The organism is Rhodococcus sp. YH3-3 (assembly GCF_001653035.1).
Classification (GTDB): Bacteria; Actinomycetota; Actinomycetes; order Mycobacteriales; family Mycobacteriaceae; genus Rhodococcus_F; species Rhodococcus_F qingshengii.
This window is the reverse complement of record NZ_BCWH01000002.1, coordinates 2,494,706-2,519,842: the sequence shown is the minus strand read 5'-3', so window position 1 is coordinate 2,519,842 and position 25,137 is coordinate 2,494,706. Positions and strand designations below refer to the sequence as shown.

Annotated in this window: 26 protein-coding genes; 18 read left to right on the top strand and 8 right to left on the bottom strand. The window is 63.0% G+C overall.

What is annotated here, in order from left to right; all coding sequences use genetic code 11:
- Nucleotides 1-31 precede the first annotated feature (31 nt).
- Nucleotides 32-688, top strand: coding sequence for a TetR/AcrR family transcriptional regulator C-terminal domain-containing protein (locus YH3_RS24780; protein ID WP_064444164.1), 657 nt, complete (start codon nucleotides 32-34; stop codon nucleotides 686-688).
- Here YH3_RS24780 and YH3_RS24775 read toward each other — a convergent pair.
- Nucleotides 674-994: an AzlD domain-containing protein gene (locus YH3_RS24775; protein ID WP_007733089.1), complete on the bottom strand. Its 321-nt coding sequence runs from the start codon at nucleotides 992-994 to the stop codon at nucleotides 674-676. The genes YH3_RS24780 and YH3_RS24775 overlap by 15 nt on opposite strands.
- A complete protein-coding gene (locus YH3_RS24770; RefSeq protein ID WP_064444274.1) occupies nucleotides 991-1,704 on the bottom strand; it encodes an AzlC family ABC transporter permease in 714 nt (237 codons plus the stop codon). Before YH3_RS24770 ends, YH3_RS24775 begins: the two co-directional genes overlap by 4 nt.
- Before the next feature lie 64 nt (nucleotides 1,705-1,768).
- Here YH3_RS24770 and YH3_RS24765 point away from each other — a divergent pair, with 64 nt between their 5' ends.
- From YH3_RS24765 to YH3_RS24755, 3 genes are all read left to right on the top strand, one after another.
- Nucleotides 1,769-2,341 (top strand): helix-turn-helix domain-containing protein, encoded by a 573-nt coding sequence (locus tag YH3_RS24765; RefSeq protein WP_047270126.1) that lies wholly within the window; start codon nucleotides 1,769-1,771, stop codon nucleotides 2,339-2,341.
- 101 nt (nucleotides 2,342-2,442) lie between these two features.
- The gene (locus YH3_RS24760; RefSeq protein WP_003941719.1) at nucleotides 2,443-2,856 is read left to right on the top strand and encodes a VOC family protein; all 414 of its coding nucleotides are present in this window, start codon (nucleotides 2,443-2,445) and stop codon (nucleotides 2,854-2,856) included.
- A gap of 29 nt (nucleotides 2,857-2,885) precedes the next feature.
- On the top strand, nucleotides 2,886-3,260 hold the full coding sequence (locus YH3_RS24755; RefSeq protein ID WP_064444163.1) for a VOC family protein: 375 nt from the start codon (nucleotides 2,886-2,888) through the stop codon (nucleotides 3,258-3,260).
- A 5-nt stretch (nucleotides 3,261-3,265) separates the two neighbouring features.
- Here YH3_RS24755 and YH3_RS36190 read toward each other — a convergent pair whose 3' ends face one another.
- Nucleotides 3,266-3,430 carry a hypothetical protein gene (locus YH3_RS36190; protein ID WP_003941708.1) on the bottom strand — a complete coding sequence of 55 codons (165 nt, stop codon included), beginning with the start codon at nucleotides 3,428-3,430 and terminating at the stop codon, nucleotides 3,266-3,268.
- Nucleotides 3,431-3,718: 288 nt separating this feature from the next.
- On the opposite strand from YH3_RS36190, the gene YH3_RS37190 reads away from it, so the two are divergent.
- The 7 genes from YH3_RS37190 to YH3_RS24725 all read left to right on the top strand — a co-directional run bounded on the left by YH3_RS37190 (nucleotide 3,719) and on the right by YH3_RS24725 (nucleotide 10,646).
- Complete coding sequence (locus YH3_RS37190) at nucleotides 3,719-3,847, top strand: hypothetical protein (protein ID WP_003941742.1); 129 nt, start codon at nucleotides 3,719-3,721, stop codon at nucleotides 3,845-3,847.
- Nucleotides 3,831-4,346, top strand: coding sequence for a tail fiber domain-containing protein (locus tag YH3_RS24750; RefSeq protein ID WP_030537101.1), 516 nt, complete (start codon nucleotides 3,831-3,833; stop codon nucleotides 4,344-4,346). Before YH3_RS37190 ends, YH3_RS24750 begins: the two co-directional genes overlap by 17 nt.
- A gap of 10 nt (nucleotides 4,347-4,356) precedes the next feature.
- Nucleotides 4,357-6,330 carry a GAF domain-containing protein gene (locus tag YH3_RS24745; protein WP_064444273.1) on the top strand — a complete coding sequence of 658 codons (1,974 nt, stop codon included), beginning with the start codon at nucleotides 4,357-4,359 and terminating at the stop codon, nucleotides 6,328-6,330.
- 112 nt (nucleotides 6,331-6,442) lie between these two features.
- Complete coding sequence (locus YH3_RS24740) at nucleotides 6,443-7,726, top strand: hydroxymethylglutaryl-CoA reductase, degradative (RefSeq protein ID WP_064444162.1); 1,284 nt, start codon at nucleotides 6,443-6,445, stop codon at nucleotides 7,724-7,726.
- A gap of 5 nt (nucleotides 7,727-7,731) precedes the next feature.
- Complete coding sequence (locus YH3_RS24735; RefSeq protein ID WP_082920636.1) at nucleotides 7,732-8,700, top strand: hydroxymethylglutaryl-CoA lyase; 969 nt, start codon at nucleotides 7,732-7,734, stop codon at nucleotides 8,698-8,700.
- A 75-nt stretch (nucleotides 8,701-8,775) separates the two neighbouring features.
- Entirely contained in the window at nucleotides 8,776-9,267 is a 492-nt protein-coding gene (locus tag YH3_RS24730; protein WP_003941716.1) for a hypothetical protein, read from the top strand.
- Nucleotides 9,264-10,646 carry a tripartite tricarboxylate transporter permease gene (locus YH3_RS24725; protein ID WP_003941745.1) on the top strand — a complete coding sequence of 461 codons (1,383 nt, stop codon included), beginning with the start codon at nucleotides 9,264-9,266 and terminating at the stop codon, nucleotides 10,644-10,646. The genes YH3_RS24730 and YH3_RS24725 overlap by 4 nt, the downstream gene beginning before the upstream one ends.
- Nucleotides 10,647-10,707: 61 nt before the next feature.
- Here the strand turns inward: YH3_RS24725 and YH3_RS24720 are convergent, their stop codons facing one another.
- From YH3_RS24720 to YH3_RS24710, 3 genes are all read right to left on the bottom strand, one after another.
- Complete coding sequence (locus tag YH3_RS24720) at nucleotides 10,708-12,120, bottom strand: GGDEF domain-containing protein (protein ID WP_238592688.1); 1,413 nt, start codon at nucleotides 12,118-12,120, stop codon at nucleotides 10,708-10,710.
- Between the two features lie 187 nt (nucleotides 12,121-12,307).
- Entirely contained in the window at nucleotides 12,308-12,991 is a 684-nt protein-coding gene (bioD, locus tag YH3_RS24715) for a dethiobiotin synthase (protein ID WP_042925116.1), read from the bottom strand.
- A complete protein-coding gene (locus YH3_RS24710; RefSeq protein ID WP_007733119.1) occupies nucleotides 12,988-14,133 on the bottom strand; it encodes an 8-amino-7-oxononanoate synthase in 1,146 nt (381 codons plus the stop codon). Before YH3_RS24710 ends, bioD begins: the two co-directional genes overlap by 4 nt.
- A gap of 38 nt (nucleotides 14,134-14,171) precedes the next feature.
- On the opposite strand from YH3_RS24710, the gene YH3_RS24705 reads away from it, so the two are divergent.
- The 5 genes from YH3_RS24705 (at nucleotide 14,172) to YH3_RS24685 (ending at nucleotide 22,144) form a co-directional block, all read left to right on the top strand.
- Entirely contained in the window at nucleotides 14,172-15,464 is a 1,293-nt protein-coding gene (locus YH3_RS24705) for an adenosylmethionine--8-amino-7-oxononanoate transaminase (protein WP_030537108.1), read from the top strand.
- A 57-nt stretch (nucleotides 15,465-15,521) separates the two neighbouring features.
- Nucleotides 15,522-17,861, top strand: a complete 2,340-nt coding sequence (gene glgX, locus YH3_RS24700) for a glycogen debranching protein GlgX (protein WP_003941662.1) — start codon at nucleotides 15,522-15,524, stop codon at nucleotides 17,859-17,861.
- 13 nt (nucleotides 17,862-17,874) lie between these two features.
- Complete coding sequence (treY, locus tag YH3_RS24695) at nucleotides 17,875-20,241, top strand: malto-oligosyltrehalose synthase (protein WP_064444160.1); 2,367 nt, start codon at nucleotides 17,875-17,877, stop codon at nucleotides 20,239-20,241.
- Between the two features lie 94 nt (nucleotides 20,242-20,335).
- Nucleotides 20,336-21,148, top strand: coding sequence for a mycofactocin-coupled SDR family oxidoreductase (locus YH3_RS24690; RefSeq protein ID WP_047270120.1), 813 nt, complete (start codon nucleotides 20,336-20,338; stop codon nucleotides 21,146-21,148).
- Nucleotides 21,149-21,214: 66 nt separating this feature from the next.
- Entirely contained in the window at nucleotides 21,215-22,144 is a 930-nt protein-coding gene (locus tag YH3_RS24685; RefSeq protein WP_064444159.1) for an NADP-dependent oxidoreductase, read from the top strand.
- Between the two features lie 18 nt (nucleotides 22,145-22,162).
- Here the strand turns inward: YH3_RS24685 and YH3_RS24680 are convergent, their stop codons facing one another.
- The gene (locus tag YH3_RS24680) at nucleotides 22,163-22,582 is read right to left on the bottom strand and encodes a PaaI family thioesterase (RefSeq protein ID WP_230587613.1); all 420 of its coding nucleotides are present in this window, start codon (nucleotides 22,580-22,582) and stop codon (nucleotides 22,163-22,165) included.
- 55 nt (nucleotides 22,583-22,637) lie between these two features.
- Between YH3_RS24680 and YH3_RS24675 the strand changes: the two genes are divergently transcribed.
- Nucleotides 22,638-23,231: a TetR/AcrR family transcriptional regulator gene (locus YH3_RS24675; RefSeq protein WP_003941729.1), complete on the top strand. Its 594-nt coding sequence runs from the start codon at nucleotides 22,638-22,640 to the stop codon at nucleotides 23,229-23,231.
- 34 nt (nucleotides 23,232-23,265) lie between these two features.
- Here YH3_RS24675 and YH3_RS24670 read toward each other — a convergent pair whose 3' ends face one another.
- Entirely contained in the window at nucleotides 23,266-24,162 is an 897-nt protein-coding gene (locus tag YH3_RS24670; RefSeq protein WP_064444158.1) for a DMT family transporter, read from the bottom strand.
- An 83-nt stretch (nucleotides 24,163-24,245) separates the two neighbouring features.
- On the opposite strand from YH3_RS24670, the gene YH3_RS24665 reads away from it, so the two are divergent.
- Nucleotides 24,246-25,136 carry a LysR family transcriptional regulator gene (locus YH3_RS24665; protein ID WP_064444157.1) on the top strand — a complete coding sequence of 297 codons (891 nt, stop codon included), beginning with the start codon at nucleotides 24,246-24,248 and terminating at the stop codon, nucleotides 25,134-25,136.
- Nucleotide 25,137: the final 1 nt, after the last annotated feature.

Genomic DNA, 25,137 nt, shown 5'->3' with positions numbered 1-25,137 from the left:
CCACAGCGGGACGAAACGAGGGGAACAACAAGTGCAGTTGCGACGCGGCGACGTGCTGGACGGCGCCATGGCGATACTCGACGAGTTCGGACTTGCCGACCTCACGATGCGCAGGCTCGCAACCTCACTAGGTGTCCAACCCGGCGCCCTGTACTGGCACTTCCCGAACAAACAGACCTTGCTGGGCGCGGTTGTCGACAAGATCCTCGAAGACCTCAACGCCCCCGTCGACGCAGACACGTGGCAAGAAGCGTATTCCGAACTGGCACACAGACTTCGGTCTGCCCTACTGGCGCACCGCGACGGCGCCGAGTTGGTCAGCGCCACCTTCGCCTCGCGGATGACAAGCAGCAAGGTGCGCGAGCATTTCGTACATGCCGGGCAAGAATCCGGTCTCTCACGCGAGCACGCCCAACTCGCGGCGTATGCCCTGCTGTATTACGTACTCGGCCATACCGTGGACGAGCAGTCCCGAGCGCAGATGGAAGAGATGGGGGCACTCACCCGGGCTCCCATCTCCCCCGACTCCCCCGAGGTCATCGGCGGCGGTTCCGACGAGGACCTCCTCGACGGCGATCCGACAGTGCGCTTCCAGTTCGGCCTGGACCTGTTCATCGACGGCATTCGCACTCGCCTGAATTCGATCCCCGATTCAACGCCCATCGAATCGGCTCTACGACACTCCTGACAGTCGGAGTACTGCAGTAGTGCCGGCCGCGACAATCACCACGACCACCAACGGCGCCTTGAACCAGGCGCAGATGCCTCCGGCCACCACGCCGAGCATCCGCGCCGGCCCCGCAACGTCATGCCCGGTGAAGACCGTCGATGTCACAACCACTGCGAGCAGCAGCACCACGACAGCACGATCGAGGGTTTTCTCGGCGAAGCCGGAGAGCTTCACCCGAGCGCGGAGCAGAACGCCACTTGCCCGCAAAGCGTAAGAACCGCAAGCGAACACGACGATACCGATCCAGACCGACGCGGTATTCATCGAACCTTCTCCCGGAACGGTATCGTCACCGCGATACTCAGCAGCGCAACGAGCGGAGCGGTACCGGGCGGCAGGAACGGCGACGTGGCCACCGCGACTGCTGCACCGATCAGGGCGGCAAGCAGCGTCACCTTCTCCTTCAGCGCAGGAAAGACAAGGGCCAGAATGACAACCGGAAACGCGGCATCCAATCCCAACGCGCCGGGGTCTCGGACGACGCTGCCGAGCAGCCCGCCCAGGAGAGCTCCGATCGGCCACGACACCGCGATCCCGATTCCACAGAACCAAAAAGCCGCACGCTTGCGCTCCACCGATTCCTGCGCCATGGCGACCGCGACGCTTTCGTCGTTGACCAGGTGCGCGCCGACCAACTTGCGCCAGCCCGAGCCCCTGCGCCAGCCTGAATCTTTGTAGCGATCCCTGCCGAGGAATGATCCTGCCGACATCCCATAGGCGAAGTTACGGGAGTTGATCAACAAGCCCGCCACAACAGCAGCGGTGGCACTGCCTCCGGCTGCGATGATTCCGATGAACAAGAACTCCGAAGACGCTCCCAGAACGAGTACAGCCAACGCCAAAAGCTGCCACAACGAGAATCCAGCCGATCCTGCCGTCACACCGTAGGACACACCGACGATGGCCACGGAGAGACAGATCAGCACGCTCACCCGAACCGTGTCTCGATCAACTGTTCGCCATAAAGAACGCATGTATTCTATGTTGAACGAAGTGACACCGTTCGTCAAGTAGAACGATCGATCGGAGAATCGAACGATGCCCAGTAATGAAACGGATACAGCGGAGACTCCTCAGAAACTGGTCGCCGTCGCACTCAAACGCGAACGTGCCCGAGCAGGCTTGAGCCTTTCGGAGGTCGCCCGGCGCGCCGATATCGCCAAGTCCACACTCTCCCAACTCGAATCCGGACTTGGAAATCCGAGCCTCGAAACTCTGTGGGCACTCGGAAACGCATTGGGCGTGCCGTTCTCACAACTCGTCGACTCTCAGGCACAGACCGTTCAGTTGATTCGAGCCGGAGAAGGTCCCGCGATTGCGTCGGCAAACGCGTCGTACATCGCGACACTCTTGGCGCCGAGCCCACCGAACGCACGACGCGATCTGTATCGGATAGTCGCCGAACCGGGCGAGCCGCGTATTTCGACTCCGCATGCACGCGGCACCACCGAACACGTCGTGATCGGCACCGGACGGGCGCAGGTCGGGCCCACTGCAAATCCGATCGAACTCGGACCGGGCGACTATCTTGCTTATCCCGGCGACGAGGAGCACATCTTTCGGGCGCTCGAACCAGGGACGACAGCGATCTTGGTATCGGAACACACCTGAGCCGCGATGAGTTTCGCCGCTGCGGGAAGTCTGTATCTGGGAGGTGATGTGGCCAGAGCCTCGATTGCCGACGACAGTAACGACCGACAGCAGGAGGACCCATGTCCGGATCCAGCATCAGCAGCATTTTGCTCTCGAGCACCGACCCCGAACGCTTGCGCGACTGGTACGCCGAGGCGTTCGCCCCGAAGGTCGACCGGACTCCCGGCGAACCCGGCTACGACGTGCTCGACTTCAACGGTTTCTACGTGATGCTCGACAGACGCGACGACGTCGGCGAGACCAACCCCCAGCCGGGTCGCATGTTCCTCAACGTCGAAACCGACGACGCCCGGTCGATCGCACAGCGCATCGATGCACTCGGCGGAAACTGGCACGCTCCACTCGAAGACCGCGGGGGCAGTTTGTTCGCCACTGCGATCGACCCCGACGGAAACTACGTTCAGATCATCGAGTTCAGCGAGGAAGCCAGGGCCGAGATGGAATCCGGAATGACGGATTCCCAAACCACCTAGTCCGGCAACCGCTGGGAACGGAGATAGTCATGCTTACAGACACGAAAGCATTCAGCGGATTTTCGGTGACAGACATCGACTCTGCAAAGAAGTTCTACGGCGAAACACTCGGGTTGAAGGTAACCGACGAAGACATGGGACTGATTCGCCTATATCTTGCCGGCGGAACCGAGATCCTCGTTTATCCGAAGCCGAATCACGAAGCGGCGACCTACACGATTCTCAACTTCGTCGTCGACGACATCGACACAACCGTCGACCAACTGACCGCACGTGGCGTGGAGTTTCTCAAATACGACGGATTCCCCCAGGATGCGCGAGGCATCATGCGTGGCAACGGCCCCGACATCGCGTGGTTCACCGATCCCGCCGGCAATGTTCTGTCGGTGATCAAGGAGTCCTGACGCGCTTAACCGCTGAACAGCTGCGACTGCCGCTGTTCAGCGGTGTCGGTGTTGGAGCGTTCTGCTGCCGCAGTTTCACGCTCGGCAGCCAGTTGCTCGGCGCTTTTTGCGTCGACAACGGGCTCCGACGCGCTGAGGTCGGAAAACAAGCCACTGCTCGATTCGTTCACATGCCACCCTTTTGCCTGGTCATCGTTGCCGCGCGCAGATAAACCTGCGTTAGAGATCGGTCGATGGCTACTCAATTACTGCCGCCCGTACGGCGCCGACAAGACGCCGATGACTCAGCAGTTCTTCACCCAGTGTTGCACGCCTGTGTTTTCCACGAGAAATTCGGTCCAGACGGGTTGTCATCGCCCGCACGGCGGAGCAATGTGAAAGATGAGCGCGGAGCAGGTCGGCAGCACTTTCGTCGGACACCTGGCCCCTCAATTCACCGCACAATTTTTGGAGGAATCATGTTGGGAATTGCTTTGGGCCTCGGCAGCGCCGCTGTCGGAATCGGCCTCGGACTGCTCGGCGCAGGAGCGGGAATTCTGCTGAGCGACAAGACCGTCAAAACCGCACGACGTGAACTCACCGCCTGACGAGGGCGAGCGCACTGAATTTTTGGGCACTCGGGTCGGTATTCGGGTGAACGCCGCGATGCGACACCCCGCGCAGTGGGTGTTCGCACGGGCCGCGCATCGACGTGGCGTGCATACCGGCGTAGATGTTCCGACGAGCGCGCAGGACGTGCTCGACCGGTTGACGGCACTCCGAATAAGTACGTGGAGTTACGGATTCGACCACAAGTCGGTCCGTCACCTGGGTCCGATGGCGCAAGACTTTGCGGCGATTTTCGGCTTGGGATCCAACGCCCGCCGGATCTCCGCCGTCGACGCGAACGGCGTCTGCATGGCGAGCATCCAAGCGTTGAACCGCAAGATCAGTGCCCTCGAGACAGAAGTCAGCGCGCTCGAGAAGGACGTGAACAGACTGAGACGGGAAACGGGAGACACGAGCACGACTCGGAATGCATTGGAAACAAACAACAATCACATATCCACACCGCTCGACGAATTCGGTGGATCCACCGGTCTGTAGTTTGTTCGGTGTGACCGCCCCTGATTCAGACTCCGACTCAGCGCCCAACGTGATTGCCGCGCTGTTCGACGTGACGTCCGATTCAGTCGGCGACGAACATGTCGAACAGGTACTTGCCGAATTCGGCTTTGGCGCAACGGAGGTCGCGGAGACCGCGGCCCTCATCCGGGCCAGTCGGTCGGAATTTCGGCGACTTCGCCGTCGCGAGAACGAATTGGCGGTTCTCTATTCGAGTGCACGTGAGCTCGCGCAGGTTCGCGACGTGGACACACTGCTGCAGAGGCTGGTCAACCGCGCACACGACATCATGGGCACCGACGTCACGTACCTGTCCGAGTTCGACGTGATCACTCGTGACCTGAATGTTCGAAAGACGGCCGGCGCGGTCTCGCCGGAACTCCAGCATCTGCAAGTTCCTGCCGGCGCGGGACTGGTCAGCGCGATTGCCGAATCTCGAGCAGCCCAATGGGTTCAGAACTACAGCGACTACACGCAGTCGCGCCATGACGAAGTGGTCGATGCCGCGATCGTCGCCGAGGGTCTGGTGGCGATTCTCGGCGTGCCGATGCTCTCCGACGGCCAGATCCTCGGAGTCCTGTTTGCCGCCGACCGCCGGGAACGACGATTTACCGCAGATCAGATCGCCCTGCTCTCTGCGCTGGCTGATCACGCCTCGGTAGTCCTGCAAACCGCACGGGCGCTGGACCGCGCCGAGGAATCCGCCGCCGAGACCGGGCGAGCACTCGACGAGCTGCGCGAGCACGTGTCCGCGCGGGACAAATCGAACATCGTCCACCAGGATCTGATCCACGCCGTTCTCCGCGGCGGTGGCTACGCCCAGGTTGCACGAACCCTCAGCAGCGCACTCGAACGCAGCACCGTCGTCGTCGACAATGAGCTACGCCCTCTCGTCACATCGTCGGGTGAGCAGATCACGACGGTGCCGTTGTCGCTACCTCGCGCCGTGTCCGATGCCATCGACCAGAGTCGCCGCAGTGGCCGATGCACGTTTGTCGCCGATAACAGCGAGACCGTGATCCAACTCGTCAGCGCCGTCACCGCCGGAGAATCGTTCCTCGGGGCCATCTTGCTGAATCGTTCGGACGCGCCGATCGGCCCCGTCGAACTCCGGACCGTGGAACGGGCAGCTCAGGTCACTGCCATCCTCGTGTTGCAACACTCGGCGGCGGCAGCAGCGGACCGGCGTGCACGTGACGAACTGGTCGCCGACTTGCTGAGCACTGCGCCCGAGCGCAGGCGCGATCTCGAACGTAGGACCCGAAACCTCGGCATCTCCCTCGGCGAACTGGACACCGTCCTCGTGGTGTCGGTCGCTCCGGAACTCCGCACCGCCGCGCTCCGCGCAATCGGGCAGTCTCTGCCGGTAGCGGGGTTGGCGGCGCAGCATGCCGGATTGATCGCGGTGGTCTCGCGCTCGGGAAACCCGGCAGCCGCGGCGACGGTCATTCACCGTCAGATCACCGGTTCGGTAGGACCGCACGCAGTAGTCATTGCGCCGGCGACGGCGGAACGCCCCGAAGAGCTCCCGGCGCGCTTCACCTCGGCGCTGCGCACGGCCCGCCTACTCACGGCATTGGGCAAGACCGACGGCGCGGTCACGACGGCGTCATATCTGCCGTACACCGTTCTGTTCGGCGAAAATCCGGAATCACTTCATCAGTTCATCGACGAAGTAATCGGCCCGGTACTCGCGTACGACCGCGACAAGGACACCGATCTCACCGCGACCCTTCGTGCCCTGGTACGCAACGACGGGAGCCCGACCAAGGCTGCCCGCGCACTCAACTATCACCCCAACACCGTCGTTCAGCGTCTCGACCGCATCCGTACGCTCCTCGGTCAATCGTGGCGGGAAGACGAGAACTTTTTCCGGGTGTCCATGGCGACGAGGCTCGACGAACTTCGGGACGTGGGAACCGAAGAGGCCGGAAGCGGCATCAACGACAGCGCCGATGGTGCATGACACTACAATTTCGACCGATCGATGTGTTGTGAGCACGTGGCCTGGCAAGCATCGACCTCCCTACTGTGAAGCGGAGCACAGAAACACTTCAGGAGGACGACCCCACGTGTCTATGAACAACCGGTCCATCAACAGCCGCATCGCCGATTTCCGGTCCTACGACGTCGCCGCACGACGCGCCGAGATCGTCCGCCAGACCGACCTGACCGAGGCAGACATCGCGGTCTACGACGCCGCCGACGGCCTCACCATCGATCAGGCCGATCGCATGGTCGAGAACGTCCTCGGCGTCATCGGCATCCCGGTCGGCGTGGCCACCAACTTCACGATCAACGGCACGGACTACCTGATCCCGCTCGCCACCGAGGAGCCGTCGGTAGTCGCCGCCGCAAGCAACGCTGCTCGCATCGCACGCGGACTCGGCGGCTTTCACGTCTCGAGTACCCCGCCGATCATGCAGGCCCAGATACAACTCGTCGACGTCGTGGATCCGGCAGCCGCCCGTATCCGACTCCTCGAGGCACGTGAAGAAATCATTGCACTCGCCAACGAACAGGACCCGAAACTGGTCAGCGTCGGCGGTGGCGTGAAGGACGTTTCGGTACGCATCGTTTCTTCGGACAAGGCCACCTACGTCGTCCTTCACCTTCACGTCGACGTACGAGATGCCATGGGCGCCAACGCCGTCAACACGATGGCCGAGGCAATCGCGGATCGAGTAGCCGAGATCGGCGGCGGGCACGTCGTTCTTCGCATTCTCACCAACAAGGCAGATCTGCGGCTGACGCGCGTTCGTGCCGTGTTCGACGCCGAATTGATCGGCGGTGCAGAGGTAGTGGACAACCTGATCCATGCCGCACGCTTGGCGGAGCTGGATCCCTACCGCGCCGCGACACACAACAAGGGCATCATGAACGGCATCAGCGCCGTGGTGTTGGCAACCGGAAACGACACGCGCGCAGTCGAAGCCGGGTGCCATTCCCATGCAGTCAACGCCGACGGGATCTACTCGTCGCTCTCGCATTTCGAGAAGAATGCCGACGGCAACATCGTCGGCACCCTCGAGCTACCCATGCCGGTCGGCCTCGTCGGCGGCGCCACCAAGGTGCACCCGGTAGCGCAGGCCGCAATCAAGATGCTCGGCGTCGAGAGCGCCGAAGAACTCGCCGGCATCATTCTGGCAGTCGGCCTGGCGCAGAACCTGGCTGCTGTCCGCGTTCTGGCCAGTGAGGGTGTCCAGCGCGGACACATGGGGCTGCACGCCCGCAACATCGCTGCCACCGCCGGAGCGCAGAAGAGCGAGATCGACGCCGTGGTTGCACGCCTGATCGCGGACAAGAGCATTCGCGTCGAGCATGCCGAGAAGGTTCTCGCCGAGATCCGCGGCGGAAACTGACGACAATGACCGAAACAGTTGCAGGATCACCGGTGCGGAAGCCGGCGCCTCATCGAGTGCCGGCGCCGGGGCTGCCGACCTCGGTCCGGATCTACGAAGTCGGGCCACGCGACGGACTTCAAGCGGAAACAGCGGTGATCCCGACCGAGACGAAAGCCCAGTTCATCGAACGCCTGGTCGCGGCCGGCTCCCGCACTGTCGAATTGACGAGTTTCGTCTCACCTCGATGGATCCCGCAACTTGCGGACGCGGAAGAATTGATGGGTCGGCTGCACCTGCCGGACTCGGTACGTACGGTCGTTCTTGTCCCGAACCGCAAGGGTCTCGAGCGGGCCGTCGCCGCCGGAGCAAGCGAGGTTGCAGTATTCGTCAGCGCCACAAAGGAATTCGCGAAACGCAACCTCAATTCCACGGTGGACGGCGCGATCGCCGCGGCTGCCGAGGTCACTACGGCCGCCCGAGCCCTGGGACTTCCCGTCCGCGGCTACATCTCCATGTGCTTCGGCGACCCCTGGGAAGGCTCCGTGCCCGTCGAGCGTGTCGCCGACATCGCAAAGACCCTGATCGACAGCGGTGTCACGTCACTCTCACTCGGCGACACCATCGGCGTCGGCACACCTGGCCATGTGCTCGCTTTGCTCGGCGCCCTCCGAGAACGTGGCATCCCCACATCGCAGATCGCCATGCACTTTCACGACACCTACGGCCAGGCGCTGTCGAACGTCTATGCGTCGTTGACCGCTGGGGTATCCGAATTCGACAGTTCCGCAGGTGGTCTCGGACGGTGCCCATATGCCAAGGGCGCGACCGGAAATCTCGCGACCGAGGATCTGGTGTGGATGCTCCACGGCCTCGGGATCGACACCGGCATCGACCTGGATTCGCTCACCGATACAAGCATCTGGATGGCCGAACAGATCGGGCACTCGAGCCCGTCCCGAGTTGTCACCGCCCTCCGCGCAGCACGCACCTGACACCCGCAACGCAAGCCCTCATCTCGCAAGCCCCTCCCTGTACGACCCCGCCATGCATGACACTGGAGAAGACTGATGTCACCACCGCAGCCGGCAACGACGCCGACCACCACAACCGAGCCGACCGAGCAGCAGACATACCTCGAGGTCTGGGGTGACACCGTCAACGGTCGACACCTCGCGATCTCCGTTGCAGTCGGCAGTGTCGTCGGCGCCTCGGCCCTTCTCGCGGCCCAGGCACTGTTCGAACGGGTCGTCAGCGAACCGTCGTTGGCCCAGGCGTACAGCCTGCTGGTCGGCATCGCGGCCTGCCTGCTCGCCGGCGTGGTCTGCGGAATCTTCATCAAGCCGAAGCGGATAGTCGCCTTGGCCGCCGCCGACGCGGAGTCGATCGACGGTGTCATCACGACGATGAGTGAACAGCGCCAGGGTCTGGGCACTCTCGCCGACATTCCGGAGCAGAGCCGACAGGAACTTCGCGAGCTGGGTCTGTACGACCACTTCGCCGCTGCCGAGGCCGAGCACGCACGGGTCTCGAACACACCGAAGGACGGTGGGCGCGCATGAGTTCGGTTCTGACCAACGAAATTCTGATTGCCGTTCTCTTCGGCATCATCGGTGCGGTCGCGTTCACGTTCATCGGATTGATCTCCGGCACGGACGAGACCGCCACGATCGCACCGCTGACTCTGCTCGTGATTCTGCTCGGCGCTCCCCCGGCGGCGGTCTTCACGTTCTTCCTCTCCGGTGCGATCGCCAAACACATGACGCACGCGGTGCCGACGATGCTGCTGGGCATTCCCGGCGACACGATGGCGATTCCACTCTTGCCGGAAGCGCAGATGATGCGCTCACTCGGCATCCCGCACATCGCACTCCGCAAGGCGATCTCGGGAGCAGTGATCTCGGCGTTCGTCGCTGTGCCGGTTGCCGTTTTGTTCGCGACCATCCTCGCGCCGTTCGCGGACACCGTTCAGTCGATAGCACCGTGGCTGTTCCTGGTCGCCGCCATCGGCATCGCCTACGCCTCACCAGGCCGCTGGGCCGGGGTTGTCGCCCTCGTTCCCTTCGTCATCTTGATCCTCGGCGCCCGCGCGTTGACGTCGAATTACGATGTGTCGCTGAACATCAGCTACTTCCTTGCGATCGCAGTCGGGCCGCTGATCGCGGACCTCGCATTGACCTTGGGCCCGTCGAGCCGTAAGGACATGGAACGCAGTGAACCCAAAACCGTTGCATTGGCCCCGGACATCAAAGGATGGAAGGGATACTTCCCCAATCCTCTGAAGGTCCTCGATCGCAAGCAGATCGGTTACACCGCCGCCGCTTCCACGGTGTCGAGCGCAACCTTCGTCTTCAGCCCGGTCGCCATGACTGTTCTGATGGGTGAGCTGGTAGGTGCGCGGATCAAGAACGGCTATCACCGACTGACCACAATGGTCTCGGCGAAGAACGGTACGACGGAATCCACCTACATCGCGGAAACCCTCATCCCACTCGTCGCTTTCGGCCTTCCGCTCAGCCCGCTCGCGGCAGGCCCCGCAGCCCCTCTGTTCAACGCTCCACCGGTGTTCGAGACCAATCAGGAAACCGGAGTGATCAACAATCTCTCCACGTACCTGACGCAGTGGGAGTTCCTGCTCTACGGACTGCTCGCAGTGGTCACGGCGACGGTCATCGCATACCCGTTTGCCATGAACTACGCGTACCGCGCTGCGTCAGCGGTGGTCAAGCACATCAGTCACGAAGCTGTGATCGCGGTGTTCACGGGACTGGTCGTGGTCATCAGCATCTGGGAGGGCGGCATCCTCGGGCTTCTGATCACCGTGACGGTCGGCCTGGTCGGTGGTCTTCTCGGGCGCCTGTTCAAGATTCACGGCGGAGTTCTTTTCATGGGTTACTACGTAGCGCTGTTCAGTGTTCCTGCCCTGATCAATCTGTTCTGAATCGGTCGACTCCACCACCACGTGCGGACCCGCAACAAACTGCGGGTCCGCACGTATTTCTTCAGCTACCGACCGTGAGCGCCACGGTTCGATTGCGGTCCAACTTCTTCGCTCGATACAACGCCTCGTCAGCGCAATCGACCAATTGCGTCAGGGCTGCGTCGCCGTGGGGTGAACACGCGACACCGATGCTGACCGTCGGCCCGAAGTCGCCCAATACTGCCGACGAATTCTCCGCTTGCGCGCGTCGAATCATCTCGGCTGTTTCGGTCGCACCCTCGAGATCGACGCCGGCCATCAGTACGACGAACTCCTCGCCGCCCAATCGGGCGAAGAGATGCTTGTCATCGAGGTGCCGCCGCACCTGATCGGCAAAACTCACCAACGCCGTATCGCCGGCACGATGACCGAGGTTGTCGTTCACCATCTTGAAGTGATCCAGATCCATCATCAGGACGCTGACCGGACGTCCAGAGTGGCGACGCGGATCGGTCGCACCCGTCACGCTGCCGCCTCGCCGCAAGAATTCGTCCCGGCGCAACGCACCGGTGAGATCGTCGTGGGTGACGGCCTGGGTGAGTGCCTCGAGGGCGCGGCGACGCTCGAGGATCACACAGGCCACCGCGATCGGCGCTACCGCCAGCAGCGACAATCCGATCTGGACCGACGCGCTGACCGGCGAGACGCCCTCGCTGGACAATCCGAGATGGCCGTCGGCCGTCAGTACCAACGTCCAGGCAGTTGACACAGCGGTGAGCACCGACGTGACAAATACATTGGTGAGCAAGGCTGCAGTCACCAGCGCCGGCATGGCAAACGCGATCGCTCCGGCACCGCCTATCACCCACTCCAAGATGATGCAGACGGCCAGCAGCGCCGTCGGAACGAATGATCGACGCACAAGCGTGGCAACAGCTTTCGGTTCTCGATCCACTCGTCGAAGCGAAGGGAATGTCAGCACCAAGGGGACGATGGTCATGTAGTTGACGAACTCACTCGAGAACCAGAGCAACCAGCCGTCCCACCACTGCCCGCCGAACAGCACGCGGTTCGCGATACCGCCCACGAGCGCCGCCATCGACGCGGCGGCGACAGTCATCGACACGAGATAGCCGACGGACTGAATACTGGTCAGTCGACGGTCCTCACTGTCGACCCAGCGAAAGGCGTAGAAGCCGCTCGCAACCCCGACGATGTTGGCCGCGTTGAGCCACACCGTGGACTCCCATGCCCCACCGGTGATCAGGTCGGCTCCGACATAACCGACTACGACGCAGATCCAGGTGAGCAGTGTGGCGGAACGCGGCGACCGAAAGAGGATCCCGAGTAGCAGCGCGTTCGCCGGCCAGAAGACTGCAAGCGTGCCCGGCAGACGGCTCAGAATTCCGACCAGGCACGAGACGAAGACGACTACGCCGATAAGCAGTGCGCGACGTACGGCCGATGACGACAACGACTTTTCGACCGTGCTCACCACCTACATTCGACTGACCTACTCACAATTCGACAACCACTGTCGGTGACCAAGGCGCCCCGGATGCAGGGTCGCCGCAAGACACCCGTCGAAATATACCGACCGGAATCGTACGCGAGGGACGTCGAAACCCAAGGCGCCCCACTGTGCCTTGGCTATCGATGCGGACAAATCGGATGTTACGTCGTCAGTTGGTCAAATGAAGTTCACCGAGCGTGATCGAAGCGGTGCGAGCAAACTCTCGGACACTCGCGCCTCCACTTCCGGCAGGCATTACCCCGAGAAGGGGAACACCGCTGACCGAAACCAGATCCTCGCGATTGCATCTCTCGGCGAGGTCCGGTTCCTGCGGCCACGAACCGATCACCAACCCGGCGCAGTCCACGCCGGATGCACGTAGGGCTTCCACGGTCAGTGCGGTGTGATTGAGCGTGCCCAGGCCGGACGCAACCACCAGCACCACTGGCACTGCCAGAGCCGCGGCAAGATCGCGAGCGGTGAACCCGTCGACGCCCAAGCGGACCAGCAAGCCGCCGGCGCCTTCGATCAGGGTCAAGTCGTGGGTGGTGTCCAGGTCGCGAGCAACTCGGGCTACTTCGTCGAGCGCCAACAACGGCAGACCACTTCGACGGGCAGCAGTATCCGGCGCCAAAGGTTCGGGATACCGCGCCAACTCGACCAGCGTCACGCCGCCGCCGGTCAGACGCTCGATCTCGGCCAGATCACCCGCACCGTCCACGTCGACGCCGGTCTGGGCCGGTTTGAGCACTGCAACCGACTTGCCCGACTGCAAGGCCACCGATGCCAATGCGGCTGTCACCACTGTTTTTCCGACGTCGGTCGACGTTCCGGTCACCAGGAAAATGCTCATGCTCGGGCTCCGGCCAATACTTCGCGCAGTACGAGAGCGATCTGCTCCATCTCGGATGCGGACAGCGTCGCTCGTGCGGTCAGACGCAGCCGTGACGTTCCTTCCGGAACCGACGGCGGGCGGAAGCAACCGACATGCAACCCCTGATCCCGGCACGCCGACGCGGCATCGAACGCCCGCTGCGGATCACCGAGAACGACTGAGACGACAGCAGATTCAGGCGACGGAGCACCGGTGACGTCCGCCAACTCGGATGCCCGGGCCAGGACGTCGAGCGCTCGCGTCGGCTCACGCTGGAGTACGGCGAGTGCAGCCCTGGCCGCGCCTACGGCGGCCGGTGCGAGACCGGTGTCGAAGATGAACGTTCTTGCCGCGTCGATGAGATGCGCGCGGATCTTGTTGTCACCGAGCACAACTCCGCCCTGGCTGGCGAGCGACTTGGACAGTGTTGCCGTCACGACGACGTCGGGTTCACCGGCCAGGCCCGACTCGTGGACGAGTCCACGTCCACCGGCACCGCGCACACCGATGCCATGCGCCTCGTCGACCAACAGGATCGCCCCGTACTCGCGGCACACCTGATGCATCTGCCGCAGTGGCGCGAGGTCTCCGTCGGCACTGAAGACCGAATCGGTGACGACCAGCGCTCGCTCTTCCACTCTGCTGCGCAACGTGTCGGCGAGAAAGCCCACGTCCGAATGCGGAGCAACGGCGACCCGAGCACGTGACAGGCGGCAGGCATCCACCAGCGAGGCATGCGATCCCGCATCGGAGACGATCAACGACCCTGGACCCGAGAGCGCCGTCACCGCGCCGAGATTGGCTGTGTAACCGGAGGAGAAGACAAGTCCGGAGTCCGCCCCGACGAACTCGGCCAGTTCGACTTCGAGCAATTCGTGTTCGGTGGTGGTGCCGGTGACCAGACGCGAGCCCGTGGCGCCCGCGCCCCAACGGCGCAGAGCCGCCGCGGCACCCTCGATCACATCGGGGTGCCGCACGAGTCCGAGGTAATCGTTCGACGCCAGGTCGATCAACGGGGAGTCGACCGTGCGAGGACGGAGTTCGCGACGCAGTCCAGCGGCCCTGCGGTCCGCTTCGACGGCCGTCAGCCAATTCAGCGAGGTGTTCACTTTTCCGACCATACTTGAACACCGTTCAACTCAATGGTTAGGGTGCATCCGTGCTCACAACCGGACTTGATCCCCATGACGTCTCCGCCATCGATGCCGATGTCCTCTGGCATCCGTACGGATCGTTTCCCGCGTCGACTCGTCCGCTGATCGTCGACTCTGCGCAGGGGGCTACCCTGACGCTCTCCGACGGCCGCCGATTGGTCGACGGGATGAGCTCGTGGTGGGCCGCCATTCACGGCTACCGCAATCCCGTGCTCGACACCGCCGCCGCACGGCAGCTCGGCAAGATGAGCCATGTCATGTTCGGTGGACTGACGCACGAACCCGCCGCTCGCCTCGGGCGGCTGCTCGTCGACATCACACCACCTCACCTCGACAAGGTGTTCCTCTCCGACTCCGGTTCGGTGGCCGTCGAAGTCGCAGTGAAGATGTGCCTGCAGTACTGGCGGAGCCTCGGAAAGCCGTCGAAGAATCGTTTGATGACCTGGCGCGGCGGATACCACGGTGACACCTTCACCCCCATGAGCGTCTGCGATCCCGACGGCGGCATGCATTCTCTCTGGACCGACGTCCTGCGCCCTCAGGTCTTCGCGCAGGCTCCCCCGGCGGGCTATCTCCCCGAATACGTGCAGGAGTTGGAATCGCTCTTGGCCGAGCATCACGAGGACCTCGCAGCGGTGATCGTGGAACCGGTGGTTCAAGGCGCCGGCGGAATGCGTTTCCACGATCCCGCGTACCTGATCGACCTGCGTAACCTCTGCGACAAGTACCAAGTCCTCCTGGTCTTCGACGAGATCGCGACCGGATTCGGACGCACCGGAGAATTGTTCGCCGCCGATCACGCCGGCGTCAGTCCCGACGTCATGTGCGTCGGCAAGGCACTGACCGGCGGGTACATGAGTCTGGCGGCAACGCTGTGCACCACGGAGATCGCGGAGACCATCACTGCAGGTGAGGGCGGCGGGCTGATGCACGGCCCCACCTTCATGGGCAATCCACTCGCGTGCGCCGTCGCGGTGGCGTCGACCGAACTTCTGCTTGCGATGGACTGGCGGCGTGACGTCGCAACCCTCGAACGTGGCCTCGCTCGAGGCCTCGCCGAAGCCGTCACAATTCCCGGGGTCGTCGACGTCCGCGTCAAAGGCGGAATCGGAGTGATCGAACTCGAACAGCCGGTCGACATGCAGAGCGCGACCGATGCAGCCGTCGACGCCGGCGTCTGGCTCCGGCCGTTCCGCAACCTCGTATACGCGATGCCTCCGTACCTGTGTTCGGAGGCAGAGGTGGAACAGATCACAGCCGGAATGCTTGCAACCGCCCGCAGCCAGGCGAAACGGTGATCGGCACCGTAGACAGTCGACGAGATTCGATCGGCTGCACCCGATAGGGTCTGATTCATGGATCAACCGCCGAGCGAGACCTCAGCCACTCCCATCCCGGTATGGCCTGGCAGTGCGTACCCACTCGGTGCCACCTACGACGGCGCGGGGACCAATTTCTCGCTCTTCTCCGAGGTCGCCGAGGCCGTCGAGCTGTGCCTGATCGCCAAGGACGGAACCGAAACCCGCATTCGGATGGACGAGGTCGACGGTTACGTCTGGCATGCGTACCTTCCGTCGGTATCCCCCGGCCAGCGATACGGCTACCGCGTACACGGGCCGTACGATCCGGCTGCGGGTCTGCGATGCGATCCGAGCAAGCTCCTGCTGGACCCGTACGGAAAAGCGTTCGACGGAGACTTCGACGGAGACCGTTCGCTGTTCTCGTACGACGTCGAATCGGCGGCGGACCCCGAACCTTCAGGAGACGACGAATCTCCCGCCGTGGAGCCGCAAGAGGCTACCGACGAAACGAGTTCGGAAGCCGAATCGGACGAGGTGGGCCTCGAAGACGACTCGCCCACGGGCGATCAGGAATCGGACGAGATCCTCGAGCCCGAACCCTTCGAGCCGGAACCACTCGTCGACGAACCCGCCACCATCCCTTTCCCCCAACATGATTCGCTCGGCCATACGATGTCGACCGTCGTCATCAACCCGTTCTTCGATTGGGCGTCCGACCACTCGCCGAAGCGTCCATATCACGAGACGGTCATCTACGAAGCGCACGTCAAGGGTATGACCGCGACGCATCCCGGAGTTCCGGAGGAATTGCGCGGCACGTACGCGGGGCTCGCTCATCCGGTGATCATCGAGCACCTCACCGATCTGGGTGTCACGGCGATCGAACTGATGCCGGTCCACCAGTTCATGCACGATCAGGTGCTTCTCGACCAAGGTCTGCGAAACTACTGGGGTTACAACACCTTCGGCTTTCTCGCTCCACACACCGACTACTCCTCGGCCACGAAACCCGATGCGGCCGTAGCGGAATTCAAAGCCATGGTGCGCAGCTTCCACCAGGCGGGTATCGAAGTGATCCTCGACGTGGTCTACAACCACACCGCCGAGGGCAATCACATGGGGCCGACCATCAGCTTCCGCGGAATCGACAATGCCGCCTACTACCGCCTGGTCGACGGCGACGAAGAGCACTACATGGACTACACCGGAACGGGCAACAGCCTCAACGCCCGTCATCCGCATACGCTGCAATTGATCATGGACTCTCTGCGGTACTGGGTCACGGAGATGCACGTCGACGGTTTCCGCTTCGACCTCGCCTCGACACTCGCCCGTGAACTGCACGACGTGGACCGCCTTTCGGCCTTCTTCGATCTCGTGCAACAGGATCCGATCGTCAGTCAGGTGAAGCTGATCGCCGAACCGTGGGACGTCGGCGAAGGCGGTTACCAGGTCGGCAACTTCCCCGGCCTGTGGACCGAATGGAACGGCAAATACCGCGACACCGTCCGCGACTACTGGCGTGGTGAGCCGGCAACGCTGGGGGAGTTCGCCTCCCGTCTCACCGGATCCTCTGATCTCTACGAGGCCACCGGACGTCGCCCTGGCGCGAGCATCAACTTCGTCATCGCTCACGACGGTTTCACCCTGCACGACCTCGTCTCGTACAACGAGAAGCACAACGAAGCCAACGGTGAGAACAACAACGACGGCGAATCGCACAACCGATCGTGGAACTGCGGGGTCGAAGGCCCCACCGACGACCCGGAAATCCTCGAACTGCGTGGACGTCAGAGCCGAAACATACTGGCTACGCTGATGCTCAGCCAGGGCACCCCGATGCTTGCTCACGGCGACGAGATGGGCCGAACTCAGCAGGGTAACAACAACGTTTACTGCCAGGATTCGGAACTGTCATGGATGGATTGGACTCTCGCGGAAACCAACGCCGACCTCGTCGAGTTCACCAAGCGCGCAATTGCCTTGCGCGCCAAGAACCCGGTCTTCCGGCGTCGTCGATTCTTCGAGGGGCGACCTATTCGAAGCGGCGACCAGAGTCGCGACATCGCCTGGCTCACGCCGTCTGGCGAAGAGATGACTCCGGCCGACTGGGACAGCGGTTTCGGCAAGTCGTTGGCTGTCTTTCTCAACGGTGACGCGATCCCGGAACCGAACTACCGCGGCGAGCGCGTCACGGGAGATTCGTTCCTTCTCTGCTTCAACGCCCACTACGAAGATCTCGAATTCTCCACCCCCAACGCGGACTACGCGTCGGAGTGGACCGTCGTACTGGACACCTCGGTCCCCACCGGTGAGAGCGATACCGTGATCAAAGCCGGAACAACATTGGATGTAAAAGCGCGAGCATTGACGGTACTTCGCAGAACCGCTTGAGGGAGACGTGCACATGGCCCCGATAACCAGCACCTACCGACTGCAGTTGCGACCGGATGCATTCACTCTTCGTGATGCGGCCGCACAGGTGGACTACTTCGAGGCATTGGGGGTCTCACATCTCTATCTCTCCCCCATCCTCACTGCGACGTCCGGATCGACGCACGGCTACGACGTCACCGATCCGACAACCGTGTCCGAAGGACTTGGTGGCCGCGAGGCCCTGGTGGAGCTCTCGCGCGCCGTTCGATCACGTGGGATGGGCCTGATCGTCGATCTGGTCCCCAACCATGTCGGTGTCGCCAAACCTCGCGAAAATGCTTGGTGGTGGGACGTTCTCACGCACGGGCAGTCGTCGGAGTACGCGCATTTCTTCGACGTCGATTGGGCCGAGGACAACGGAGCCAACGGCGCCGACGGCAAACTCTCACTCCCGGTACTGGGCAGCCCGGACGATCTCGACGCACTGACTGTCGAGAAAGATGGCGAGGAAACACTTCTCGCGTTCTACGAGCACCGCTTCCCCATCGCTGCCGGTACTGAATTCGGATCTCCACAGGAGGTGCACTCCAGGCAGTCGTACCGACTCGTACCGTGGAACGCCGGGATCGTCAATTACCGACGGTTCTTTGCCGTCAACGAACTCGCTGCGCTGCGCCAGGAGGACCCCCAAGTCTTCGAACTCTGCCATCGGCAAGTGAAGTCGTGGGTCGACGAAGGACTGATCGACGGCGTTCGCATCGATCATCCGGACGGACTCGCGAATCCGGCGGAATATCTCGGGCGCCTGCGAGAACTGATCGGACCAGATCAGTGGCTCGTGATCGAAAAGATCCTCGGCCATACGGAACCACTCGATCCGATGCTCCCGATCGACGGCACCACCGGATACGACGCCCTCAATCAGCTGGGCGGCATTTTCGTCGATCCCGCCGCCGAACTCGAATTGACCGAACTCTCGGCAGATCTGACCGGCGACGACGGGGACAGTGCATGGTTGCATCACACCGAACGTCAGTTCAAACGCGACACCGGGCGCGGTGACCTTGCACCGGAGGTTCGCAGGCTCGTGCGTGCAATCCGACGCGAAACCGGAAGTCGTTGCAGTGAGATCGAACTGAACGACGCAGTTGTCGTCGCGATCGCTCGGATGCCGGTGTACCGATCCGACTACAGTCCCCTCGCCGGTTTGGCCGCTCGGATCGTCGGCGACATGCACGAATTGGCTCCCGGACATGAACCATCGTTCAACGTGTTGGCGCAATCCCTGGTGAACAGCGGTGAAGCCTCAGTTCGCTTCCAGCAGGTGTGTGGCGCTGTCATGGCCAAGTCCGTCGAAGATCGACTCTTCTATCGGACGGCGCGCCTGGTCTCACGTCAGGAAGTCGGCGGCAACCCGGCATCGCTTGCCGTCTCCGTCGCCGAATTCCATCTCCACAACGCGGACCGAGCGAAGCGGTGGCCGCGCGCGATGACGAGTCTGTCCACTCACGACACCAAACGCGGCGAGGACGTGCGGGCACGGATCGGTGTTGTGTCTCAGGTGCCGACGCTGTGGGCCCGGCTGATTCGCGAGTGGGAAGACGTGTGCCCCAGCCCTGATCCGCTTACCGGATTGTTCTTGTGGCAGAACATCATCGGTGTGTGGCCGGCGGACGGCCGCTCGGCAGCCTCGGTTCCAGAGCTGCGCGAGCGTTTGCACGCCTATGCGGAGAAAGCCGTCCGCGAGTCCGGCGCCAGAACTTCCTGGAACGATCCGGACGTCGACTTCGAGTCTGCAGTGCACCGCTGGATCGACGAGGTGATCGACGGCCCGGTCGGTGATTCGGTCAGCGAATTCGTCGGCCGGATCGCGCGTCACGGCTGGTCGGACTCTCTGGGCCAAAAGCTGCTCCAACTTCTCGGGCCCGGCGTTCCCGACGTCTACCAGGGCACTGAGCTGTGGGAGGACTCGTTGGTCGATCCGGACAACCGGCGGCTTGTCGACTACGGAACGAGGCGATCACTGCTCGATTCCGGCGCCGCGCCGATCGACGCAACAGGAACCGCAAAGTTGCACCTCGTTCGCACGGCACTGACACTGCGGCGGGAGAACCCCTCGTGGTTCGATCACGGTGAGTACCGGCCGGTCTTCGCTTCAGGTTCCGGATCCGGTCATCTGGTCGGCTTCTCGCGCGGCCCGGCAGGTGATCCGCCTATGGTCGTTGCTCTGGCGACGCGACATTCGCTCAGACTCTCGTCGCACGGTTGGAGAGATACGCGAGTGGACCTGCCAGATGGCGAATGGGTCGACGCACTGAGCGGACAACCCGTCTTGTCTTCGGATGCGCGGGACATCTTCGCTGCCGGGCCATGTGCCCTGTTGACCAGGGTGCGCTGAGCGGTTTCCGCTGACTGGGCATTCACCCCCGAAAAGAACTTCGTCGCGCTAACTTCCGAAGAGCAGATCATCACCACTAGTCGGAGGTTTGAGCATGGCCGCCAGTCGATTCACCGGAAAAGTTGCCTTCATCACCGGAGCCGCCCGTGGTCAGGGGCGCGCCGAAGCTGTCCGGCTGGCAGAAGAGGGCGCAGACATCATCGCCGTCGACGCGTGTGTTCAATTCGAATCCACCTCGTATGCCGGCGCCACCGACGACGACCTGGCCGAGACAGTCGAAATGGTCAAGGCCCTGGACCGTCGAATTGTCGCTACCAAGACCGACGTTCGCGACTTCTCTGCGCTGTCCGCGGCGCTCGCGGCCGGCATCGACGAATTGGGGCGACTTGACGTCGTCGTCGCGAACGCCGGAATCTGTTCTGCCAACATGTCCTGGGAAATCACGCCCGAGCAGTGGCAGGAAACGCTCGACGTCAACCTGACCGGCGTCTTCCACACCGCCAAGGCAGCGATCCCGCACCTGATCAAGCAAGGCACCGGTGGCTCGATCATCTTCACCAGCTCCGTCGCCGGCCTGCGCGGCCTCCCCTTCCTCGGCCATTACGTCGCGAGCAAACACGGCATCACCGGTCTGGCCAAGACGATGGCCTCGGAGTTGGGGCAGTACAACATTCGGGTCAACACCATCCACCCACACGGCGTGGAAACCGGAATGCAGATGACGGACATGCGGCCGCTCATCGACGCCAACGCCCACACACTCGGTCCGATCTTCATGCAGACCTTGCCCGACCCGGTCAGCCAGCCGGAGGACATCGCCGCCGCCGTCGCGTTCCTCGGTTCCGACGAGGCCCATCACATCACCGGCATCGCGATGCCGCTCGATCTGGGCACCCTGATCCGCTGATCGAATCTTCTCGAGTTTTTCCCGTCCTCGGGGAATATCGTTTCCCCGAGGACGGTTGCGCGAGACATGACCAAAACTGTTGTAGCGCTGACGTACGGCACGCCCGAGGTCCTGAAGCTGGTGGACGTCGATTTACCGGCACCGAAATCAGGTGAAGTCCTGGTCGACGTGAAGGCGATCGGCGTCAATCCCTTCGACTTCAAGCTCTACAGCGGCGCTTTCGGCACCGACCCCGAGAAACTTCCCATCCGCCTCGGCGGCGAGGCAGCGGGCGTCGTCTCGGCTGTCGGCGACGGCGTCACAAATGTGAACGTCGGCGACGAAGTGATCGTCAGCCCCGGCAACGGCCTCTACTCCGAACAAGTAGTCGTGCCGGTCTCCTCTGTCACCGCGAAGCCCGCAGGCATCAGCTGGGAACAGGCAGCCGGCCTCCTTCTGGTCGGCGGAACTGCAGTCGACGCCCTCGACACCATTCGGGTCGGTTCCGGCGACACCGTTCTCATCCACGGCGCGTCCGGCGGCGTCGGCGCGATCGCTGTTCAGCTGGCAGTTGGTCGCGGAGCTACGGTGATCGGCACTGCGGGAGCCTCGAATCAGGATTACGTGCGCTCGCTCGGCGCCACGCCTGTGCTCTACGGCCACGGCCTCGAAGCGCGTGTCCGTGAACTCGCGCCGAACGGCGTCGATGCGGCGTTCGACACCGCCGGAACGGACGAAGCCGTCGATGCATCTCTGGCTTTGGTCACCGACAAGAGTCGCATCGTCACCATCGTCGCGTTCGGACGCGCCCAGACCGACGGCTTCGCTTCCGTCGGCGGAGGCAATCCGGCAAGTGCGGAAGCGCGTTTGAAGGCACGATCCGAACTTGTCGAACAAGCCGGTTCCGGACACCTCCTCGTGAAGATCGCCAAGACCTTCCCGCTAGCGGACGTGGCACTCGCTCACACCGAGTTGCAGAGTTCGCACCCCGCGGGAAAGTTCATCCTCGTTCCGTGACCTTCAGCTCTGTCTTGCCTAGGCCTTAGGGGCGAGTGGAACCAACAGGGTGGTGCCGAACGCGACGAGCACCGATTCGCCTTCGCGTTCGGCATGTACCTCGGCAGTGACGAACACCTGCTTGCGCCCGGCCTTGACCGAGCGCGCCGTAGCGACAAATGCGGTTCCGACGCCCGGACTCACGAAATTGACCGCGCAGTTGGACGCCGCCACGACACCTACCTGGGTGAAAGCAGCAAATCCGCACGCGGTGTCGACGAGTCCCGCCACGAGCGCAGCGTGCAGGTGTCCCGAGTACTGGCCCAGATCCTCACGCCATTCGAGCCGCAGACAAACGCGACCCGGTTCGGCCTCCGTGACTTCGAATCCGGCCCACCGGTTGAAGGCCGCCGAGGCGTTGACCGCGCGCAACTGTTCGAGCATTTCAGAATTTCCCATGTAGACCAGTCTACATAGATTGTGGTGGATCGCTGGGGTGTTTAAGCTCCAACTCGTGGCGACTCCCCCGAAACACCGCGAAGCACTCGTACGAGCTGCGGCCGATCTGTTTCGCCGCCAGGGGTATGCGGCAACGGGCCTCAACGAGATCCTCAAGTCGAGCGGGGCGCCGAAAGGTTCGCTCTACCACTACTTTCCCGGCGGCAAAGAGCAGATCGGCGAAGAGGTCGTCCGCGTCGGCGGGCAGTTGGTCACCGACACCCTGACCGAACTCGCCGACAGCCAATCGGACGCCGGGTCGCTGCTGCGCGAGTACGCGCGGTTGCTCGCCGGATGGGTGAGCGATTCGGATTTCCACGAAGGCTCGCCGATCACGACGGTGTTGTTGGAACTTGCCCCCGATTCGGAGAGCGTGACAGCCGCCGGACAGGCGGTGTATCGACAGTGGACTTCGCTACTGCGCGACACACTGATCGCGTCCGGGGTCGGACGTGCGCGAGCGGAACGGCTTGCCGTCCTGGCAGTGTCCGCGCTCGAGGGCTCGCTGGTGCGGGCTCGCGTCGAACGATCCGGTCAGCCGATTCTCGATTCCCTCGGCGAGGTCGCCGACGTGTTCGACGGAGCAATCGCCGCGGCGCACTCGCACTGAGCGAACGCGACCTGAGCGAACGGCACTCTCGGTCTCATGAAGGCGCCGAAAGGTACGTTCGCTCGGAATCGGAGGGTGGCTCAGTCGGCTTCCGGGCGCCACCTCGAGCACCACCGCGGGCCGCGCCGATCCCTGCGACGACGACGCACGCGATACCTGCCACGGCCAGAACACTCGGAACCTGTTGCAGCACAACCAGACCGATAAGCTGCGCGAAAGCAGGCTCGAGACTCATCAGCGTGCCGAACGCCGCCGTGGACAGCCTTCGCAACGAGACCATCTCCAGAACGAACGGCACGACGGGCAGCAAGATCGCGAGTCCGAGGCCCACGAGAATCAGATGCGGAGTCAGCCGCCCGATAGCCGAGTGGCCTACGGCAATTGTCGCGGCCAACCCGGCTACCGCCATCGACACCGCCAGCCCGTTGATACCGGCAACCTCGTCGCCGACGCGCTGGGTGAGCAAAATGTACATCGCCCAGCAGAGCGCCGCACCGAGTGCGTACGCCACACCGACCAGATCGACTGTCCCGGCCCACGGTTCGGTGAGAAGCACGACGCCCACGCCTGCCAGAATCGGCCACAGAACGCGGCCACGCCCCCGGAGCAAAGCAACCGTCAGCGGACCCAAGAATTCCAATGCGCTTGCTGTTCCCAGCGGAAGGCGCTCCACCGCTGCCATGAACAGGAGCGTCATGCCTGCGGTGACCACACCCAGAACCACGCAAGCCAGAAACGCCTTGCGAGTGAACGCCGAAGGGCGGGGCCTGACGATGATCAGAAGAATGATGCCTGCCCAGGCGAGTCGTAGCCACGCCGCTCCGTCTGCGCCGAGCTGATCGATCAGGCCCACCGACACGGCGAGCCCGAGCTGCACGCACAACATCGCCAAAACAGCCAGGCCCACTCCGGCCCGCGCTTTCGTATCCATAGCTGAATTGAACGGGAGGCCAACCGTTCGTGTCCACGCGATTTTGACCTACATTATGTTCACGATTAGTGAATGATCGAAGGATGGAAACCCGTCGACTCCATCTCCTCCTCGAACTCTCCCGCTTGGGTTCGATGCGTGCGGTCGCCGAAGCGCACAACCTCACGACGTCGACAGTGTCCCAACAACTCGCGGCCTTGACCGCGGAGACCGGTACCGCACTGATCGAGCCCGACGGTCGCCGGGTGCGGCTGACGCCGGCCGGTCAACGACTGGCCGATCATGCCGTCACCATCCTGGCAGCCGTCGATGCAGCTCGCCTGGACCTCGATCCGGACGCGGAACCGGTGGGGACCCTGCGAGTCGGCGGATTCGCAACTGCGATCAGAACCGCGATGCTCCCCGTCGCTCGAAGCCTGCAACGCAGTCACCCGCAGGTGGACGTGATGATCTACGAATACGAACCCGTCGAGGCTTTTGCACTCCTCGAACGCGACGATCTAGACCTCGCACTGACGTACGACTACAACCTTGCCCCCGCGTCGCCGAGCCCACTACTCGAAGCAATTCCGCTCTGGTCGACGCCCTGGGGACTGTGTGTTCCCGACGACGCCAGAGCTCCCGACAAGTCCACAGAATCCGGAATCGATCTCCGCGCCTTCGCCGACACGTCATGGATAGTGAACTCACGCAACACGGCAGACGAGCGCGCTGTGCGAACCCTCGCGTCGCTGGCCGGGTTCACCCCTCGGATCACTCACCAGATCGACAGTCTCGACTTGGTCGAACTCTTGATCCTCAGTGGTTACGGCGTGGGGCTGATGCCGCTCGAACGCAAGACTCGCGAAGGCGTGCGCGTCGAACCACTCGTCGATCCGCCCGTCATCCTCACTGCCTATGCGGTGACGCGTCGCGGCCGATCGTCGTGGCCGCCGCTTCGGCTCGTGTTGGACCGACTCACGGCCTACCGATAAC

What these genes read in the sequence shown, in the direction of transcription:
- YH3_RS24685 (WP_064444159.1), top strand. Translation starts at nt 21,215, where the DNA reads ATGACCAAAACTGTTGTAGCGCTGACGTACGGCACGCCCGAGGTCCTG.
- YH3_RS24670 (WP_064444158.1), bottom strand. Translation starts at nt 24,162, where the DNA reads ATGGATACGAAAGCGCGGGCCGGAGTGGGCCTGGCTGTTTTGGCGATG.
- glgX (WP_003941662.1), top strand. Translation starts at nt 15,522, where the DNA reads ATGGATCAACCGCCGAGCGAGACCTCAGCCACTCCCATCCCGGTATGG.
- YH3_RS24765 (WP_047270126.1), top strand. Translation starts at nt 1,769, where the DNA reads ATGCCCAGTAATGAAACGGATACAGCGGAGACTCCTCAGAAACTGGTC.
- YH3_RS24725 (WP_003941745.1), top strand. Translation starts at nt 9,264, where the DNA reads ATGAGTTCGGTTCTGACCAACGAAATTCTGATTGCCGTTCTCTTCGGC.
- YH3_RS24760 (WP_003941719.1), top strand. Translation starts at nt 2,443, where the DNA reads ATGTCCGGATCCAGCATCAGCAGCATTTTGCTCTCGAGCACCGACCCC.
- YH3_RS24775 (WP_007733089.1), bottom strand. Translation starts at nt 994, where the DNA reads ATGAATACCGCGTCGGTCTGGATCGGTATCGTCGTGTTCGCTTGCGGT.
- treY (WP_064444160.1), top strand. Translation starts at nt 17,875, where the DNA reads ATGGCCCCGATAACCAGCACCTACCGACTGCAGTTGCGACCGGATGCA.
- YH3_RS24770 (WP_064444274.1), bottom strand. Translation starts at nt 1,704, where the DNA reads ATGCGTTCTTTATGGCGAACAGTTGATCGAGACACGGTTCGGGTGAGC.
- YH3_RS24690 (WP_047270120.1), top strand. Translation starts at nt 20,336, where the DNA reads ATGGCCGCCAGTCGATTCACCGGAAAAGTTGCCTTCATCACCGGAGCC.
- YH3_RS24710 (WP_007733119.1), bottom strand. Translation starts at nt 14,133, where the DNA reads ATGGTCGGAAAAGTGAACACCTCGCTGAATTGGCTGACGGCCGTCGAA.
- YH3_RS37190 (WP_003941742.1), top strand. Translation starts at nt 3,719, where the DNA reads ATGTTGGGAATTGCTTTGGGCCTCGGCAGCGCCGCTGTCGGAATCGGC.
- YH3_RS24680 (WP_230587613.1), bottom strand. Translation starts at nt 22,582, where the DNA reads ATGGGAAATTCTGAAATGCTCGAACAGTTGCGCGCGGTCAACGCCTCG.
- YH3_RS24735 (WP_082920636.1), top strand. Translation starts at nt 7,732, where the DNA reads ATGACCGAAACAGTTGCAGGATCACCGGTGCGGAAGCCGGCGCCTCAT.
- YH3_RS24740 (WP_064444162.1), top strand. Translation starts at nt 6,443, where the DNA reads ATGAACAACCGGTCCATCAACAGCCGCATCGCCGATTTCCGGTCCTAC.
- YH3_RS24755 (WP_064444163.1), top strand. Translation starts at nt 2,886, where the DNA reads ATGCTTACAGACACGAAAGCATTCAGCGGATTTTCGGTGACAGACATC.
- YH3_RS24730 (WP_003941716.1), top strand. Translation starts at nt 8,776, where the DNA reads ATGTCACCACCGCAGCCGGCAACGACGCCGACCACCACAACCGAGCCG.
- bioD (WP_042925116.1), bottom strand. Translation starts at nt 12,991, where the DNA reads ATGAGCATTTTCCTGGTGACCGGAACGTCGACCGACGTCGGAAAAACA.
- YH3_RS24665 (WP_064444157.1), top strand. Translation starts at nt 24,246, where the DNA reads ATGGAAACCCGTCGACTCCATCTCCTCCTCGAACTCTCCCGCTTGGGT.